The sequence below is a fragment of the Dyadobacter frigoris genome (genome assembly GCF_005280585.1).
GTDB lineage: Bacteria > Bacteroidota > Bacteroidia > Cytophagales > Spirosomataceae > Dyadobacter > Dyadobacter frigoris.
Genome location: NZ_SZVO01000001.1, coordinates 587809 through 604331, shown reverse-complemented (window position 1 = coordinate 604331; position 16523 = coordinate 587809). Strand labels below are relative to the sequence as shown.

Below are 16523 nucleotides of genomic sequence, written 5' to 3'. Positions count from 1 at the left end.
ACATTTAATGTAAACCAATTAACAGTGGAAGAAGAAATACTACAAGCAAAACAAGCATTCTTACAAGATTACAATATCCCAGGAACGGTAATAATGGCACTGACAAAAGCAATTAATGCGTCCGTTCAGCATAACCATACCTACCACCAAAATTGTGCAGGTGAATTAAGAGAACCAATTAGAGAATTTTGGAAAGGAAGGTTAATCGCATTATCTGGAAAATACATCGACAAACAAAAAGTAGCGACTTATGAACATGATATATTATCGCTGAAGGAAGTAATGGATGAAAATTTCGGTCCATCTTTTTGTGAGGGTGGGTTTAAGATATCTCATGCACAAAAAAGTATTTCAGTTTTCCTGAAACACTTGTGGTGTCTTGGAGCGATCGTTACCCCTCCTCAGTGTCCGGTTGATCGAATTATCTTAGCACACGTTGGGCACGGAAATGTCAGACCTTCATGGACAAAAGTAAATACAATCGAAGAGCATCGTGCACATGTTGCTTTACTAGAAGCTCATCGAGCGCTAACACCACATTTGGCATTAGCAGAGTGGGAATTACTGGCGTTTGCTAACGTTGGAAATTAATTTCGCATTCAACTATCAGGTCACCTTGGAAAATAATATCGTATTATAAGACTGGCACCATTTCCTAGTGTGGGTTGATCTAATATCTCGTCACCATTTTTCATATTGTTTTTCATCACTTTGCAGCATGTAGGCATTCTATGATTTTTACCTGGATAATCTCCGATCGTTGTGTGAAGATCTCCCGATCTTACATCGACGTAGTTTGATTGCAATTTGTTAGTTCTTGCGAAAATGCGATCAAGTTCTATTTGAAAATCTTTTGCGGTTACCGGCATCTTATAAATTATTAATAGAGAGGTTAATTCAAACCCAACCAAGACATTGAATCATATAGGACAAATGTTTTGGTTGGGTTTCCAACTAACAAAATTAAAAGTTTTACTTTCTAAATTGTAGGTTAATATTCTACGAATTTTTTCAATCGATTGATGAAAACCGCTGTTCGAAGTTGATATTTTTCACCGTTTATCCAGATGTAAATATATTCACTTCCACTTCCTGCATTGGTTTTTCGAAAACTTATGAAGCAGTGATTGGACACGGTAAAATCATGGTATACCTCCTCATTCATGCGAGGTTTCTCCTTTTTAATCTTTTCTAGGAGAAGAGCATAGTTGAATAAAATGCTTTTAGTTTGCTCAATATTAAGATGTATATATTCAACGTTCGTGAATTCGGAAACGTCACCCTTATATTTTGCTCTTGGAACGTAAGACCTGTCTGCACCGATAACTAATCCCTTTTCTGAGTTGAATTTATATCCAGTTAACTCAATGTACCGAGCCATACCGATGGTGTTTCCTTTAAAGATGGTGTAAGTACGTATGTTACTTTGCTTTCCAACTTCGTGTTTCTCAATATTTGTTTTGATATGTCTTTCAGTAATGTACCGAGATTGTTTGCAACTGCTAACAAAACAAATTAAAAAGCATACAGAGATGCACAATGAAAAATAGTTCTTCAAGGTAAAGATGATTTAATGTAAGAAAATAATTATGGATGGAGAGAAGCAGTGTTAACGTTTCGGTACATACACCTTGTTACCATTGTTGTTAATGTAATATTGACCACCTCTTTCCCCTGTTTGGATTGTTTTCCCAGAACCGTAATTATAAGCGTCAATGGAATAATCTTTTGCTTTTGTTCCGTTATCCAGAGTGTACGGATTTACATTTCCTTGAGTAGAATAGTTGTCAAGATTTGTCTGATTCTGTTGAGTCTTAATATGAGGTTGAACATAAGTACCATTTGACTTTTGATAACCGCTATTATAATTCGTGTTTGGATTAACAGACCCACTACTGATGCTGTTACTAGACCTGTGGGTAGGTTGTGGATAGAAACTTTGTGAGAAAGAAGAAGTATAAGCAATAGCAATTAGTATTGCGGAGTAAATGACTTTTTTCATAAAAACTACTGGAGGGTGATTATTTGACTAGCGAAGGTTACCCTTTATTTCGGATTGTCATCCAATAACTTAGTTAACGGTAGTTACAAAACTTCGCAATACTGTAGATTCAAAAAATAATGTAAAGTAGACTTATATGATGCTGACCCGACCAGTATGATTACATATATAATGTTAATGTTTTGTTTGGGTTAACAAATCTTTTAAATCGTGTCAAAAGAACTAAAAGATCAACATTAAAGAATTGTGCGTTCAGAAGTATTATTAACTCATATCCCAGGATTCAAATGAAAATAAATTTCTACAAAAGTCTGAGACTGTCACTATTGGTTTGTACCTTATTTGTTTCAAGTTGCAACTCCGAGAACGAAAGATTAAAAGAAGAGTTGGAACAGTGCGCTGATGAAAAGAAACAACTTGAAGATGAAAAAGAAGAGTTGCAATCTAGTTATGAAGAGGCATTAGAAAAGATTCAGCAGTTAGAAGATGACTTGGAAGAATGCCAAGACGAATAATTCATCCACGAAAAAAATTGAATTGATTTATAAAAATCCTTAAAAGTAAGAAGCTATGAAGAAAACTTAAAAAACGACAGAAGCAGATGTGTATTTGACGTAATTCAAAAGTAAGAATTAGAGGAGTTAATGGACTTGTGTCTCAAATTGTGTATCAAACTTTTTTACACAAGAAAAAAGCACCTAACGATTTCTCGTTAAGTGCTTCTGAACCAGGGCTCCCGAAGTTGGGCTCGAACCAACGACCCTCTGATTAACAGTCAGATGCTCTAACCGGCTGAGCTATTCAGGAATTTCAAATCCGATTGTTTATCTGAATTCTGGTGCAAATATAAGGATTCAATTAATATGACGCAAGTCCCGGATAAAAATATTTTTTAACTTTGAACCTTCTGAAGTATTAACTCCTTGACTTTCTTGGCATCTCCCTTCGAAAAATTATTTATAATTATTTCAGGACGCATGCGTGGGATCACGTGAATGGTCGAAAAAAACATACTATTTTCAATTTCCACTCCTGAGATATCAGAATAGAAAACAAAATTATCATTGCTCCTGAATAGTTTTTTAACTGTAAAAGTCACTCCCTTTTCTCCAAATGTTACTTCATCAGGAAAAAATGGATTCATTAGCCCACTGGCACTAAAACGCTCATTCATATTTTTATGGTTAGATAAGTTTACGCGACTCAAAAATTCTTACAAAGGTACGTATACTACCTTTTTCGTTTCAAAAAATTCTTCTTTAAAATAATTGGAAAGCTCATAAGAACGGGTTTTAATATTCAGTTCCGCAAGCTCTTCAGTTAAGTCGCCACCTTTTAGATATAAAATACCATTCCTGAGCGAATGAAATGAGTTTCGACTGATATTTTTACGTACCCAACCAACAAAAGGCGCCATACGCGTTACGGCGCGGCTCACTACAAACTCATAAGTATCTTCAAGTTTCTCCGCCCTGATCTGTTCGGCTTTTACATTTTTCAAATCAAGTGCGGTCGCGATTTCCTGTACCACTCTTATTTTTTTTCCAATACTGTCGACCAGGTGAAACTGGGTATCCGGAAACATAATCGCCAATGGGATTCCAGGAAAACCTCCGCCCGTTCCCACGTCCAGCACCGATGTTCCGGATTTGAACTGAATCACTTTCGCAATTCCCAGGGAATGCAGCACGTGGCGTTCGTATAATGTATCAATATCCTGGCGGGAAATTACGTTGACCTTTGAATTCCAGTCCTGATACAATGCTTCCAGCTGAGTGAATTTCTCACGCTGTACATCAGTAAGGTCCGGGAAGTATTTTAAGATTAATTCCATGTAGTCCGGGGTTTTCTTCTTGTCATCACAAACAATCCGAAGAAGATATAATAAATAAAAAATGCAAAATCCATCAACGGGAAACTAAACCACTCGATCGTTCTGTCGAGTTTTCTGTTGATGACAAAGAAAAGTATCCACTGAATGATCCAGCGAACACCAACGATAACGCCAAGCTCCTGGAGCAAAAGAATATCATTATTCAATATCCCAAAAGCCAGAGCAACAAAACCCAATATCCAGATTACCATATGGGAAAACGAAAGAATTCCAAGCATTACTTTATTCCGCTTGCGATAAAACTCGCTTACAGCCAAATGACGTCTTTTCTGTCTTAACCATGTAGACCAGCTCGTTTTCGGTTTCGAATAGACGAAAGATTCCGGCTCAATAGAAATCTTGGTATTACTGCTGGTAGCAACCTCATTCAGGAAAATATCATCATCTCCGCCCATAATATGGCGATGCCTGTAAAAACCTTTATTTGCAAAGAACAATTCAGTCTTATACAGAATATTGCGGCCAACGCCCATGTAGGTCAATCCTGCCAAAGAGAAAGAAAGATACTGTACGGCAGTATAAAAAGTTTCGCAGCGGATAAACCAGTTCAACAAACCCGGATGTTTTTCATAAGGTGAAAATCCGATAATAATATCTTTTTCGTCACTGATCTGGGAGGTCATTGAGGTTATCCAGTGCAACGAATCAGGGCGACAGTCGGCATCTGTCATTAATGCCAGCGGATATTTTGCCTGTTTCATCCCAACCGTCAGTGCATACTTTTTTGGCGTGACATGAGAAAATTCGTCATTGATACGGATGTAGCGAATGTGCTTCCAGCTATGAATATTTTCACGCATAAACTCTTCACTTCCATCATCAGAGCGGTCATCAAGCAGTATCACTTCAAATTCAGGATATTCCTGGGCATCCAGAAGTGGCAGCAGTTCCATCAGGTTTTCTTTCTCATTCAAGGCACAAACCAGGACGGTAACGCCCGGCGCATGACTTTCATAATTCGCGCTCTTACCATAAAAGGCAAGTCGCGTGAAAATAAAAAGATAATAAAACAGCTGAATCAGAACAAATGCGCAGAGCACATAGAGTAGAGAATCCGTCACGATACAGGGGGTGTGTAAATTTTTTCCATAAGTAATTTCACAAATATACGGTCATTGTCAGGAATGTTAGATGCCTTCCACCTATTTTTGCAGACTCATCTTGTATATTACCATTAATGAAGTTTACCTTACAAACCCAGGACCAGCACTCAAAAGCACGTGCAGGACTAGTGGAAACAGACCACGGAACAATTCAAACGCCGATTTTCATGCCGGTTGGAACGGCCGGAACTGTGAAAGCGGTACATCAGCGGGAGTTGAAGGACGATATAAAAGCGCAGATCATATTAGGAAATACCTACCATTTATATCTTCGTCCCGGGTTGGACATTATTCATAAAGCTGGCGGGCTGCATGGATTCAATGGATGGGACAAACCGATACTTACCGATAGCGGCGGCTATCAGGTTTACTCACTTGCGGGCACGGGGAGAAAAATCAACGAGCAGGGTGTGGTATTTAAGTCACACATTGACGGTGGGATACACACTTTCACACCAGAAGGTGTGATGGACATACAACGTACAATCGGAGCAGATATTATAATGGCATTTGATGAATGTACACCGTACCCCTGCGACTTTACCTATGCGCGTAATTCCATGGAAATGACGCACCGGTGGCTTGGCCGCTGCTGCACGCGTTTTGATGAAACCCAACCTTTGTACAATCATAGTCAGACTCTTTTTCCAATTGTGCAAGGAAGTGTATATAAAGACCTTAGAAAACAATCGGCTGAAGTCATTGCATCATATGAACGTGAGGGAAATGCAATTGGCGGACTTTCTGTTGGAGAGCCTGCGGAAATTATGTACGAACTTACCGAGGTTGTTTGCGACATTTTGCCAAAAGACAAACCCAGATACCTCATGGGTGTAGGTACACCGGCGAATATTCTTGAATGTATTGCTTTGGGTGTTGATATGTTCGATTGCGTAATGCCGACAAGGAATGCCCGCAATGGCATGATTTTTACTACCGAAGGTATAATCAATATCAAGAACGAAAAGTGGAAAGATGACTTGTCACCTCTTGACAAAAATCTGGGAGGTTATGTGAGTACATTCTATTCTAAAGCGTACCTTCGTCACTTGGTAAAATCAGAGGAAATGTTGGGAGCCCAGATTGCCAGTGTTCAGAATCTGACCTTTTATTTATGGTTGGTAAATACGGCAAGAGAAAAAATAATAGATGGGACATTTAGCTCCTGGAAGGCTGGAATTGAAAAAAAATTAATGCAACGCCTTTGAAAGATTGGAAAAAGAACATTTCTTTCGGAAAGAATTTGCTTTAATTACAGTTAAATTCCGCTATTTCATAAATAGGGGTTGATAAAATGACATTGTTAACCTAATTTTGTGCCCACTAGGCATTTTGATTAGTTATCTGGCCACGGAAATAATATATTGTTTTTATTATAATTGATTATTAAAGATCAATCCTAGTTAATCTTAATAACGCTAACTTGAATAGTATGAAAAAAGTATCCCAGTTGATTTGTTCGCTTGCCTTGGGGTCATTGATGGCTTTGCCTTCACTAGCTCAGCCCTTGGAGCAGCCGAATTCTCCGGATTACAATCCAAAAGCTACGTATGACGGTCCCTACAAACTTAACACATGGTCGATTGCTATCCATGGAGGTCCTTCTATGTTTTTCGGTGATTTGAGAGAATACGATTTCTGGCCTGTTAACAAAACCACCACCGACAGCCACAAAGAATCAGGAACTTTTCAAGGAGGCTTAACGATTAACAAACAACTTTCGTATTTGTTTGGGGCTCGTCTTGACGGATCCATCGGTAATTTGCGCGGTATGAAACGTCGTAACTACAACCGTTATTTTGAAGGAAAATATCAGGACGTCTCTTTATCAGGAACTGTTAACCTTAAAGGGTTATTGATGGGACCAAATAAAATGAAACGTTGGAAAGTTGACGCTTACGTTGGGTTTGGTCAAATCTTCTACGATTCCAAAGCTTATGATCTTACCGGCGGTGTTAAACTTCGCGAAACAGGTAAGAAAAATGACTGGATCATTCCAACAGGTCTTGCAATCAATTATGAATTGACTTCACGTCTTGATCTTGGTCTCGATTTCCGTCTGAACTATACAAATTCTGATTATCTTGATGCAACATGGGGTGGTGACTATGACAGAACACCTAACCTGAATTCTATCAAAGATGCTAAGACTTCACACAAAGGAAACTCTGAACTGGATAGCTACGGTTACGGTTCAGTTGTATTGACTTACAAACTTGGCAAGAAACCTCTTAAAGTTAAGAAAGAGGATGGAAAATGGGCTTACAAGCCAGACGAAGGAGGATATTACCACCTGCGTTACACAGATCCAAAAGTATTGTTGAGACCTGTTAAGATTCTTACACTTGAAGAAATGGACTCTGTTGCAAAAGCAAACCGTCCAAAAGATATCGATCCAAGATTGCTTCTTGATACTGATGGTGATGGTGTTTCTGACTTCTTCGATAAAGAACCAAATTCTCCAGCCGGAAGTATTGTTGACGGTAGCGGTCGTGTTCTTGACTTTGACACTTACGTAAAAAATGCACTTGCAACTGGTGCAGCATGTAGCGAAATATTTGCTAACGTTCAGTTCGATACAGACAAAAACGTGCTTAAACCTGAATCTCAGGATATGTTGAAAAATGTAGCTGCGTTGATGAACAAAAACGGATGTCGTCTGCAATTGGCTGGTCACGCAGACCGTCGTGCAACGGATCGTTACAACATGGCACTTTCCCGCCGTCGTGTAGATGCAGTGAAAAACTTCCTGATCAACGAAGCTGGTTTGAAAGATGCTAGTAAAGTAATCGTTGACTACTTCGGTTCATTCAAACCAATCGCTGAAAGCTCAACTCGTGATGGTTTATTGAAAAACCGTCGTGTAGAATTGAAACTTCTTCCATAAGGAATAAAAGAATTCAATAAATAAGAAAGGCTCCCAATGGGAGCCTTTCTTATTTCAAATCACTAGATTTGCGTTGATATTTAAATTTTATACCAAATCAAAAAAATACACAATCACTTCAATAAAAACCACTCACATTAATTACGCATGGCACAATATGATTATCTGATAGTTGGTGCAGGGCTCTGGGGCTCTGTTTTTGCACATGAAGCTACCAAAAGAGGAAAAAAATGTCTGGTAATAGACCGACGTCCCCACACAGGAGGAAATACTTATTGCGAAAATGTTGAAGGTATTAATGTACACAAATACGGAGCGCATATTTTCCATACCAACGATAAGAATATCTGGGATTATGTGAATTCCTTTGTAGAATTTAACCGCTATACCAATTCACCGGTAGCAAATTATAAGGGCGAACTTTATAATCTCCCTTTTAATATGAACACCTTTTACCAGTTGTGGAAGGTGCGTACGCCGGAAGAAGCAAAAGCCAAAATTCAGGAACAGGTTAAAGAAGCAGGAATCACAGATCCAAAAAATCTGGAAGAGCAGGCCATTTCATTGGTTGGTGTTGATATTTATGAAAAACTGATCAAAGGATATACCGAGAAACAATGGGGAAGAAAGGCGACTGAACTTCCCGATTTTATTATCAAAAGGTTACCGGTTCGCTTCACTTATGACAATAATTATTTCAACGACAAATACCAGGGAATTCCAATCGGCGGCTATAATAAGTTAACCGAAGGATTATTGGAAGGCATTGAGGTAAGACTGGATACTGACTTTTTCAAAAATCGTGAAGAACTGAGTGCACTTGCAGAAACCGTTGTTTATACGGGCCAAATCGACGAATATTTTGGTTTCAGCCACGGCTCGCTTGAATACCGCAGCCTGCGTTTTGATAACCAATTGCTGGATCAGGAAAATTATCAGGGAAATGCCGTGATCAACTATACGGATGCTGAAACGCCATTTACAAGAATTATCGAACATAAACATTTCGAATTCGGTACGCAGCCGAAAACGGTAATTACGCATGAATATCCATCAGAATGGACAACTGGTGCAGAACCTTATTACCCTGTGAATGACGATAAAAACACAGAAGTTTTTAGCAAATACAAGGAATTAGCACAGAATGAGGATAATGTAATTTTCGGCGGCAGGTTGGCAGAATATCGCTATTACGATATGCACCAGGTTGTAGGATCGGCTTTGAAAAAAGTGAAGGTTCATTTCGGCGAGTAAAACAAAAAAACACATACTATAAAGCCCTCGGGCAATTTTACATATGTTTTCACGGATCAACTTCTGTGTCGCTGTATTGCTATTTGTAATCAGCTGCACGACACAAAAAAAATCTCCTTCAATAATTTCCGAAAAGCTTATAATGGCACCTGTACAAAAAAGTACAGGTGCTTATTTGATTCAGCCCGGCAACAGATTGTTGATTCATAATCTTAACTGGACTTCCCGATTATTTCCCGAACCTGATAAAATACAAAACGGTCAATCAATTTCCCAAGGTGGCTATCTGGTTCAGGTAAATGAGGAAGGGAATATCAGTATGCCCGAAATCGGAAGATTTCGTGTTTCAGGTTTAACACGACTACAGCTTTCCGATTCACTTACTTCCCGATATAAGAACATCATAAGAGATCCGATATTTGAAGTTGAAATCACTAATTTACAGGTAAAAGTATTAGGCGCCTGCACCATTCAGGGTCTTGTAACGTTGGATAAAGAGACGCAAACATTAGGTGAAGTTTTGGCAAAAGCTGGTGGAATAAAATATAACGAGGCTGGAAATACCATTCAGATTATTCGTGGAGATGGAAAAGAGCAGAAGATAATTGAATACGATTTTCAACAGCTGGGAGATCCTGGCATTATAAATCTTCTGATTTACGACAATGATGTCGTTTATATTCCGCCTTCCAGAGAAGGAATTCGCTCCGTCAGACTTTCACGGAAACTCGTCATTCTTCAACCAATATTGATTGCGCTAAACCTCGCTTTACTCATTGTAAATATTACCAGGTAATGATATCCACTATAATTGAAACCGCGAATTCAGGAATTTTAAGCTCACTAGGTCTTGATCTCCACATGCACGTATTGCCAGGGATTGATGATGGAGCCCAAAATATGCAAGATAGTCTGTCACTTATTGATTCACATTACCGGGCAGGAATCAGGACGATTATTGCCACGCCGCACATCCGGATTGACTTCTTTAAAAACAGCCGGGAGTCAATTCACAATGCGTGGATGGAACTAACAAATGTCACAAAGGAGCAATATCCTGATCTGGAAATTAAATATGCCGCTGAGTATTTTGCGGATGACTATTTTTTGACCTTGCTTCAAAAAAGAGAAATCTTACCTATTTCAGGAAATTATGTTTTGGTTGAAACATCGCTAAGACATGATCAGCCATATTTCAAGGATATTTTGAAAGAAATGATATTGCAGGGTTATCAGCCGGTTGTGGCTCATCCTGAAAGATATCAGGCCTGGCATAATAAGCCTGAGCATTATGCGGAGATCTATGAATTAGGTGTAATTTTTCAAATAAACTTACTTTCCATAGGCGGTGCATATGGGCCAACAGAGCAAATTACAGCAGAAAGACTCATTCAACAAGGCTGGATTGGAGCACTTGGAAGTGACCTTCACCGCGTAAGTCAGTATAAGTATATAAAAGAGGCGGTTGAGAATCCCTATTTCAAAAGTTTAAAGGATGCCAAACTGCTGAATCATACTTTACAATCTGACTAACCGAATGAAGAAAGGGAATGACAGTGCTTTTTTTGAAGAATTTCTTAATCACTCTGACTCCCTGGATTTCCAAAAGGTTTTCAAAGTGATTCTTAGCCGCTGGTATTGGGTGGCCGGATCACTTTTCTTTTTTGGTATCAGCTGTTTTCTTTTTTTGAAACTTGTTAAACCAAAATATGTTGCGTCCATTAATCTCAAATACCTTGATAAACAAACCGAGCTCGATGAAATTACAAGTACAAAACCTACTTACCTGATCAACGATGGAAGCAATGAATATTTAACTGAAAAATATAATATTCAATCTCAGGAAGTAGTCGAAAATGCCTTGACAAAACTTCGGTATCCCTTTACCTTCTACCGGTTAAAAGACTTCCGGCACATTGATATTTACCCATACAAACCACTTACTATCAAGATACTCTCATTTGATGAATTGAAATTTAAAACAGGGAAATTCTCAATCGATCCTGCGCTAAAATTTTCTTATCAATCTGAGAATTACATTAAAACTTTCAAGCTCGCCAAGGGCACAATTTGCTCCGTACCCGGTTTATCTTTCCAAGTTGAACAAATAAATATCACAGAAAAATTCGACATCGAATTTGTTTATAATAACCCGTCAATCATAGCCCGGGACTTTATCAAACGGATTGAAATTATTGAAATTGAGGACAAAATGCCAGTTCTTACCGTTTCCTTTAAACATCATAATAAACCCTTTGCCAAAGATTTCCTCGAAAAATTACTCGAATCCTATCAAGTATATGACCTTCGCCAAAAACAGCAATCCTCAGATCTTACACTTCATTTTATTGACGATCAGCTAAAAGTTTACTCCGATGCTTTGAGAGAAGCAGCCCATAAATTGGAGATTTTTAAACAGAAAAATGCTGTCTTCGATGTCAGTGCTTCTGCCATCGGGATTTCTGAAAAAACACGTGATATTGAACAGCGAAAAAATGAGTCGGAGATTCAAAAAGCCTATATACAAACACTTGAAAAGAATCTTGGAAATACATTTGAGCCGGTTAATTATTTATCCGTTGGGCTGGACGGAACAACAGACGCCGTGCTTGTAGAATTACTTGATCAATTTAATTCCCTGATTTCCAGACGAAAAGAGTTATTGATGAAATATAGCATTAATTCATCTGTCGTTAAAAACCTGGATGAAGAACTTGGTAAATTCCGACGACAAATACTGGATAATATTTTACTCCAAAAACAAAAAAATGCGGGTACAATCAGAATTTTAGATCAGAATCTGGAATCTTTACAAAAGCAGTTCAAACAGATTCCGGCCCTTGAAAAAAACTTCCTGTACCTTCAAAGCAATTTTGAAGTCAATAAAAATATTTATTCCTTATTGCTGAATAAGGAAATTGAATCTTCTATTGTGAGAGCCGGAATGTTACCTTCATTCCGAATTATTACATTGATGGAAGTTGAAAAAATATTCCCGAAGCCAGTTCAAATTATTACGCTGTCATTATTTCTTGGCTTTTTAACAGGTATATCTTCCATCTTTCTTACCCGCTATTTCAATAAGAAATTTGTTGATACTGATTTAAGAAATGCTTCCGGACATGTGCACTTATTAGGTCTTATTCATCATTTTAAACACAAGCCCGGCAAAGAAAGTAAGTTCGATCTGAACACTTTTTTATCCGATCAATCCATCTTTACTGAATCCGTTAGCACCCTTAGAACCCGGTTAAGTTTTTCAAAATCAAATGAGAAATTGCACCAGGAAAAGGGAAAACAGATTTTGGTCACCTCTCAGCAATCTGGTGAAGGCAAAACGTTTGTTTCGGTTAATCTTGCATTATCGCTTACAAAAATCGGTAAAAAGGTAATCATTATCGGCTGCGATTTACGAAGGTCCAAGCTACATTATTTTTTTGAAGATCCAAACGAAAAGGGTTTAAGTAATTACTTGCAGAAAAAAACAGATTTACAGGATTTGATAAAATCTTCATCTATAGCAAACCTGGATTATATTCCTGCTGGCCCTACCCCTTTCGATCCGGCTGAACTTTTACAAAAGGATTTATTTCAGGATTTGCTGGTTCATTGCAGAAAAGAGTATGATTACGTTTTTCTGGATTCTGCTCCTGTCGGGTTGGTTTCTGATAATGTCCCACTGCTACGTGAAAGTCACATTGTGCTATTTATTTTAAGATGGTTATACTCTGATAAAGACGCCTCTCAACTTCCTGAAAAGTTGGCATTGGATTATGAGATTGACAAAATTGAAGTGATCGTAAATGACTTTTATCCTGACAATTTATATAATTCAGTAACATCTTCTCAATCTTATACACATCAATATGGCTATGATTATCAGGGAAAAACTTATTTCAATCAACAAGGAAAAAGTAAGATCACCAACTTAAAGAAGAGGCTTGGATTACATGATTGACTTAAACATGACACACACACCATATGAATTATTTGAATTATCAACAACCAAAAATCATCGCAGAGATTGGCTGCAATCACCTGGGCAATCTGGATGTTGCCAAAGAATTAATTCGTTTGGCAAAAGAATGCAAAGCAGATTATGCCAAATTTCAAAAACGCAATCCAAAGGAATTATTAACAAAAGAACAATATGGCGCGCCACATCCAGTCCCTTATCAATCTTATGGTGCCACTTATGGTGAGCATCGTGAAGTATTGGAATTCAACATTGATCAACATATAGAACTAAAAAAGTACGCTGAATATCTCGGTATCGGTTATGCCTGTTCGGTTTGGGATACTACTTCTGCGGAGGAAATCATATCGCTAAAACCTGATTTTATAAAAGTCCCCGCCGCAAGTAACTGCAATTTTGAAATGCTGGTTTTGCTCCGTGATCATTATTCCGCAGACATTCATCTTTCCGTCGGTATGACTACCTGGGAAGAAATTGAAACAATAATACAGCTTTTTGAAGAAACAAATCAGGCGAAAAGCCGACTAATTCTTTACAGCTGCACTTCCGGATATCCAATTGATTTCAGGGATGTTTGTCTATTGGAATTGAGAAAATTGTATTTCCATTTTAAAAGCAGAATAAAAGAATTCGGCTTTTCGGGACATCATTTAGGCATTGCAATAGATGTTGCAGCCTACACGCTTGGAGCAAAATGGATTGAGCGACACTTTACCAAAGACCGAACCTGGAAAGGCACTGATCATGCCGCTTCTCTGGAAGTGACTGGTTTGCAAAAACTTGCAAGAGATCTTCATCATACGTACGAGGCCTTAAATTTCAAGTCGGCAGATATTCTTACTATTGAAAAAATCCAGCGTGACAAATTAAAATCACACACACATTGAAAAAAATTCTGGCTATCATTCCCGCAAGAGGTGGCAGCAAAGGGCTTCCCGGAAAAAATATAAAACCCATTGCCGGACATCCCTTGATTGCTTACAGCATAAAAGCGGCATTAGACTCCCCGTCTGTAACGCGAGTGATTGTTTCAACCGATTCCGAAGAAATCGCGCAGGTTGCCAGATCCTACGGAGCCGAAATTCCCTTTATTCGGCCATCAGAATTTGCAAATGATTTAAGCACGGATCTGGAAGTTTTCACGCACGCACTGGATTGGCTTGAAATGAATGAAAATTACAAACCGGACCTGGTCGTACAATTTCGCCCAACTTCTCCGGTTCGTTTTCTTCATGATATTGAAATTTGTATTCATAAAATGCAAAGTTCCGAAGCTGATAGTTTAAGAATTGTTACCCCGGCTTTTCACACGCCGTTCAAAATGTGGGTGCTGGATGAAGCAAGCGCACAAATGCAGCCCTTACTTCAACAAGATATTATCAGAGAATCCTACAATCAACCGCGCCAGAATTTGCCTGAAATTTATTGGCAGATCGGAACACTGGATGTCATTCGTACCGACGTGATTACTGAGCGAAAATCAATGTCTGGAAAAAATATCCTTCCCTATATCATTGAACAGCAGTTTGCAGTGGATATTGATGACCTGGGAAGTTTTAAACGTGCAGAAGAAATGATCCTGAAATATGATTGCGTAAAGTTTGTGTCATGATTAAAAAAGATGATCCGATTCTGATTTTTGGTGCTGGTTCTATCGGGGAAAGACATATTCATATTCTTCAGAAATGTGGTTATTCCAACATCTGGATTTATCGCCAACGGAATCTCGCTCTTCGGAATGTTGACGCAAAAACAATCAATATTTTCACTGATTTAAACCGAATAGATGAAATAAAACCGAAAGCAGCGATCATCTGTACGCCAACTTTTCAACATTTGAAGCAGACTTTATTTTGTGTGGAACGAGGAATTCATGTTCTGGTTGAAAAACCATTATCACACAACCTGACAGATTATGATAAATTATTGCAAGCAGCAATCCAAAATACCACTTACGTTCAGCTGGCATATATGCTTCGTTATCACGACTTTTTCCAAAATATTAAATCGCTTGTTGAAAACAGGAAAATGGGAAATTTGATTGGAATGCAAACATACTGGGGAGAATACTTGCCTGATTGGCATCCCTGGGAGGATTATCAAAGTTCTTATGCGGCAAGAAAAGAGTTGGGTGGAGGAGCCGCACTTACGCTGAGTCACGATATAGATTTGGTAAACTGGCTTTCCGGAAGTCCCGTAAACAAATGGCAAACTTTAAAAAATTACAGGTCCTCTCTCCAAATAAATGTGGAATCAGGAGCTGATATTTCGATTGGCTATCAAAATGGCATTACCGCACATTGCCATGTCAATTTCCATGAGCAAAAAACAAAACGCTGGTATCGCTTTGTATTTGATGAAGGATCAATCGAATATGATTATTACAAGTCAGTAAATACAACTTATCATCAGAAAGAAACCATAATCAATACGATTCCTGATTTCGACAGAAATCAGCTTTATGAATTGCAAACATTACATTTTTTTAGGCAAATTAACGAAGGAAATTTTCGGGAAGCGTCCTTGCGGTCAATTGAAGAATCAAAAGTAATTATCAGTATTTGTCAATAATGAAAACTTATAACACACACGCTTCTTTATCTATTTCCGGAAAAGTTATTCTCGTCACCGGTGCTTATGGTTTGATTGGACAAACTATTGCTTCTGCATTTCTTGAACAGGGTGCATTCGTTATCCTGGCGGACATTGATAAAAGCAAACAGAATATGCTTGAAAGTGAAATTTCCAAAAAATTTCCGGCTAGCCACTTCCTTTTTCAAACGCTGGATATTGCCGACAAAGAAAGCTGTCAGCAAACAATGATCGCAATCATTCAAAAATTTGGCAGGTTGGATGTACTGATTAATAACGCGGGTCTTGATGCTAAGTTCGATCAAGAATCTTCCGGAAAAGTCAATCACAGCCGCTTTGAAAATTATCCAATTGATTTACTTCGAAAAGCAGTTGAAATTAATCTGACCGGAACAATACTGATAACTCAATATGCTTGTAAACAAATGATTAAGCAACAGTCAGGAAATATTATCAATGTTGCGTCAACCTATTCTATCGTTTCGCCTAATCAAAATCTATACGATTTCAGAGACGGAAATCAGAATTTCAAACCGGTAGATTACGTCGCCTCCAAATCCTTTGTTCCCAATTTCACGCGATACCTGGCAACTTTTTATGCCCGTGAAGGAATCCGCTGCAACGCTATTGTTCCGCATGGAATTTACAATAATCATGAGGAACCGTTTCTGCAAAACTTTGCCCGATTGTCTCCTCTTGGAAGAATGTGCGATCGCGAAGAACTGATCGGACCATTTACTTTCCTGGCCTCGGATGCTTCCGGTTATATGACCGGATCGCTGCTAACTGTGGACGGTGGCTGGACGGCCTGGTAA

General features: G+C 38.5%; 17 protein-coding genes and 1 tRNA gene. 12 read left to right on the top strand and 6 right to left on the bottom strand.

Translation table 11 applies throughout. The features are described from left to right. The first annotated feature begins 24 nt into the window (after positions 1 to 24). Positions 25 to 591 carry a hypothetical protein gene (locus tag FDK13_RS02745; RefSeq protein ID WP_137338436.1) on the top strand — a complete coding sequence of 189 codons (567 nt, stop codon included), beginning with the start codon at positions 25 to 27 and terminating at the stop codon, positions 589 to 591. Between the two features lie 400 nt (positions 592 to 991). Here the strand turns inward: FDK13_RS02745 and FDK13_RS02740 are convergent, their stop codons facing one another. Further along, complete coding sequence (locus tag FDK13_RS02740; protein ID WP_137338435.1) at positions 992 to 1381, bottom strand: hypothetical protein; 390 nt, start codon at positions 1379 to 1381, stop codon at positions 992 to 994. Positions 1382 to 1609: 228 nt separating this feature from the next. Then, complete coding sequence (locus FDK13_RS02735; RefSeq protein WP_137338434.1) at positions 1610 to 2002, bottom strand: hypothetical protein; 393 nt, start codon at positions 2000 to 2002, stop codon at positions 1610 to 1612. Positions 2003 to 2289: 287 nt separating this feature from the next. On the opposite strand from FDK13_RS02735, the gene FDK13_RS02730 reads away from it, so the two are divergent. After that, complete coding sequence (locus tag FDK13_RS02730) at positions 2290 to 2517, top strand: hypothetical protein (protein ID WP_137338433.1); 228 nt, start codon at positions 2290 to 2292, stop codon at positions 2515 to 2517. A 218-nt stretch (positions 2518 to 2735) separates the two neighbouring features. Here the strand turns inward: FDK13_RS02730 and FDK13_RS02725 are convergent. From FDK13_RS02725 to FDK13_RS02710, 4 genes are all read right to left on the bottom strand, one after another. Then, a tRNA-Asn gene (locus FDK13_RS02725) sits at positions 2736 to 2809 on the bottom strand. An 85-nt stretch (positions 2810 to 2894) separates the two neighbouring features. Further along, positions 2895 to 3176 carry a hypothetical protein gene (locus FDK13_RS02720; RefSeq protein ID WP_137338432.1) on the bottom strand — a complete coding sequence of 94 codons (282 nt, stop codon included), beginning with the start codon at positions 3174 to 3176 and terminating at the stop codon, positions 2895 to 2897. Between the two features lie 39 nt (positions 3177 to 3215). After that, on the bottom strand, positions 3216 to 3836 hold the full coding sequence (gene rsmG / locus FDK13_RS02715; protein ID WP_137338431.1) for a 16S rRNA (guanine(527)-N(7))-methyltransferase RsmG: 621 nt from the start codon (positions 3834 to 3836) through the stop codon (positions 3216 to 3218). Then, a complete protein-coding gene (locus FDK13_RS02710) occupies positions 3827 to 4957 on the bottom strand; it encodes a glycosyltransferase (protein WP_137338430.1) in 1131 nt (376 codons plus the stop codon). The genes rsmG and FDK13_RS02710 overlap by 10 nt, the downstream gene beginning before the upstream one ends. Before the next feature lie 116 nt (positions 4958 to 5073). Between FDK13_RS02710 and tgt the strand changes: the two genes are divergently transcribed. The 10 genes from tgt (at position 5074) to FDK13_RS02660 (ending at position 16523) form a co-directional block, all read left to right on the top strand. Then, positions 5074 to 6207: a tRNA guanosine(34) transglycosylase Tgt gene (gene tgt, locus FDK13_RS02705; RefSeq protein ID WP_137338429.1), complete on the top strand. Its 1134-nt coding sequence runs from the start codon at positions 5074 to 5076 to the stop codon at positions 6205 to 6207. Between the two features lie 224 nt (positions 6208 to 6431). After that, positions 6432 to 7886: an OmpA family protein gene (locus FDK13_RS02700; protein ID WP_137338428.1), complete on the top strand. Its 1455-nt coding sequence runs from the start codon at positions 6432 to 6434 to the stop codon at positions 7884 to 7886. Between the two features lie 147 nt (positions 7887 to 8033). Then, positions 8034 to 9140 carry a UDP-galactopyranose mutase gene (glf, locus tag FDK13_RS02695; RefSeq protein WP_137338427.1) on the top strand — a complete coding sequence of 369 codons (1107 nt, stop codon included), beginning with the start codon at positions 8034 to 8036 and terminating at the stop codon, positions 9138 to 9140. 142 nt (positions 9141 to 9282) lie between these two features. Next, complete coding sequence (locus tag FDK13_RS02690; protein ID WP_170982694.1) at positions 9283 to 9936, top strand: polysaccharide biosynthesis/export family protein; 654 nt, start codon at positions 9283 to 9285, stop codon at positions 9934 to 9936. After that, positions 9936 to 10673, top strand: coding sequence for a tyrosine-protein phosphatase (locus FDK13_RS02685; protein ID WP_137338425.1), 738 nt, complete (start codon positions 9936 to 9938; stop codon positions 10671 to 10673). Before FDK13_RS02690 ends, FDK13_RS02685 begins: the two co-directional genes overlap by 1 nt. A 4-nt stretch (positions 10674 to 10677) precedes the next feature. Then, positions 10678 to 13098, top strand: coding sequence for a GumC family protein (locus FDK13_RS02680; RefSeq protein WP_137338424.1), 2421 nt, complete (start codon positions 10678 to 10680; stop codon positions 13096 to 13098). Positions 13099 to 13121: 23 nt separating this feature from the next. Further along, positions 13122 to 14003, top strand: coding sequence for an N-acetylneuraminate synthase family protein (locus FDK13_RS02675; RefSeq protein WP_137338423.1), 882 nt, complete (start codon positions 13122 to 13124; stop codon positions 14001 to 14003). Further along, entirely contained in the window at positions 14000 to 14728 is a 729-nt protein-coding gene (locus FDK13_RS02670) for an acylneuraminate cytidylyltransferase family protein (protein ID WP_220417310.1), read from the top strand. Before FDK13_RS02675 ends, FDK13_RS02670 begins: the two co-directional genes overlap by 4 nt. Continuing rightward, positions 14725 to 15687 carry a Gfo/Idh/MocA family protein gene (locus FDK13_RS02665; RefSeq protein WP_137338422.1) on the top strand — a complete coding sequence of 321 codons (963 nt, stop codon included), beginning with the start codon at positions 14725 to 14727 and terminating at the stop codon, positions 15685 to 15687. Before FDK13_RS02670 ends, FDK13_RS02665 begins: the two co-directional genes overlap by 4 nt. Further along, positions 15687 to 16523, top strand: a complete 837-nt coding sequence (locus FDK13_RS02660) for an SDR family oxidoreductase (protein ID WP_137338421.1) — start codon at positions 15687 to 15689, stop codon at positions 16521 to 16523. The genes FDK13_RS02665 and FDK13_RS02660 overlap by 1 nt, the downstream gene beginning before the upstream one ends.

What these genes read in the sequence shown, in the direction of transcription:
- FDK13_RS02740 (WP_137338435.1), bottom strand. Translation starts at nt 1,381, where the DNA reads ATGGCTCGGTACATTGAGTTAACTGGATATAAATTCAACTCAGAAAAG.
- FDK13_RS02735 (WP_137338434.1), bottom strand. Translation starts at nt 2,002, where the DNA reads ATGAAAAAAGTCATTTACTCCGCAATACTAATTGCTATTGCTTATACT.
- FDK13_RS02730 (WP_137338433.1), top strand. Translation starts at nt 2,290, where the DNA reads ATGAAAATAAATTTCTACAAAAGTCTGAGACTGTCACTATTGGTTTGT.
- FDK13_RS02720 (WP_137338432.1), bottom strand. Translation starts at nt 3,176, where the DNA reads ATGAATGAGCGTTTTAGTGCCAGTGGGCTAATGAATCCATTTTTTCCT.
- rsmG (WP_137338431.1), bottom strand. Translation starts at nt 3,836, where the DNA reads ATGGAATTAATCTTAAAATACTTCCCGGACCTTACTGATGTACAGCGT.
- tgt (WP_137338429.1), top strand. Translation starts at nt 5,074, where the DNA reads ATGAAGTTTACCTTACAAACCCAGGACCAGCACTCAAAAGCACGTGCA.
- FDK13_RS02700 (WP_137338428.1), top strand. Translation starts at nt 6,432, where the DNA reads ATGAAAAAAGTATCCCAGTTGATTTGTTCGCTTGCCTTGGGGTCATTG.
- glf (WP_137338427.1), top strand. Translation starts at nt 8,034, where the DNA reads ATGGCACAATATGATTATCTGATAGTTGGTGCAGGGCTCTGGGGCTCT.
- FDK13_RS02690 (WP_170982694.1), top strand. Translation starts at nt 9,283, where the DNA reads ATGGCACCTGTACAAAAAAGTACAGGTGCTTATTTGATTCAGCCCGGC.
- FDK13_RS02685 (WP_137338425.1), top strand. Translation starts at nt 9,936, where the DNA reads ATGATATCCACTATAATTGAAACCGCGAATTCAGGAATTTTAAGCTCA.
- FDK13_RS02680 (WP_137338424.1), top strand. Translation starts at nt 10,678, where the DNA reads ATGAAGAAAGGGAATGACAGTGCTTTTTTTGAAGAATTTCTTAATCAC.
- FDK13_RS02675 (WP_137338423.1), top strand. Translation starts at nt 13,122, where the DNA reads ATGAATTATTTGAATTATCAACAACCAAAAATCATCGCAGAGATTGGC.
- FDK13_RS02665 (WP_137338422.1), top strand. Translation starts at nt 14,725, where the DNA reads ATGATTAAAAAAGATGATCCGATTCTGATTTTTGGTGCTGGTTCTATC.
- FDK13_RS02660 (WP_137338421.1), top strand. Translation starts at nt 15,687, where the DNA reads ATGAAAACTTATAACACACACGCTTCTTTATCTATTTCCGGAAAAGTT.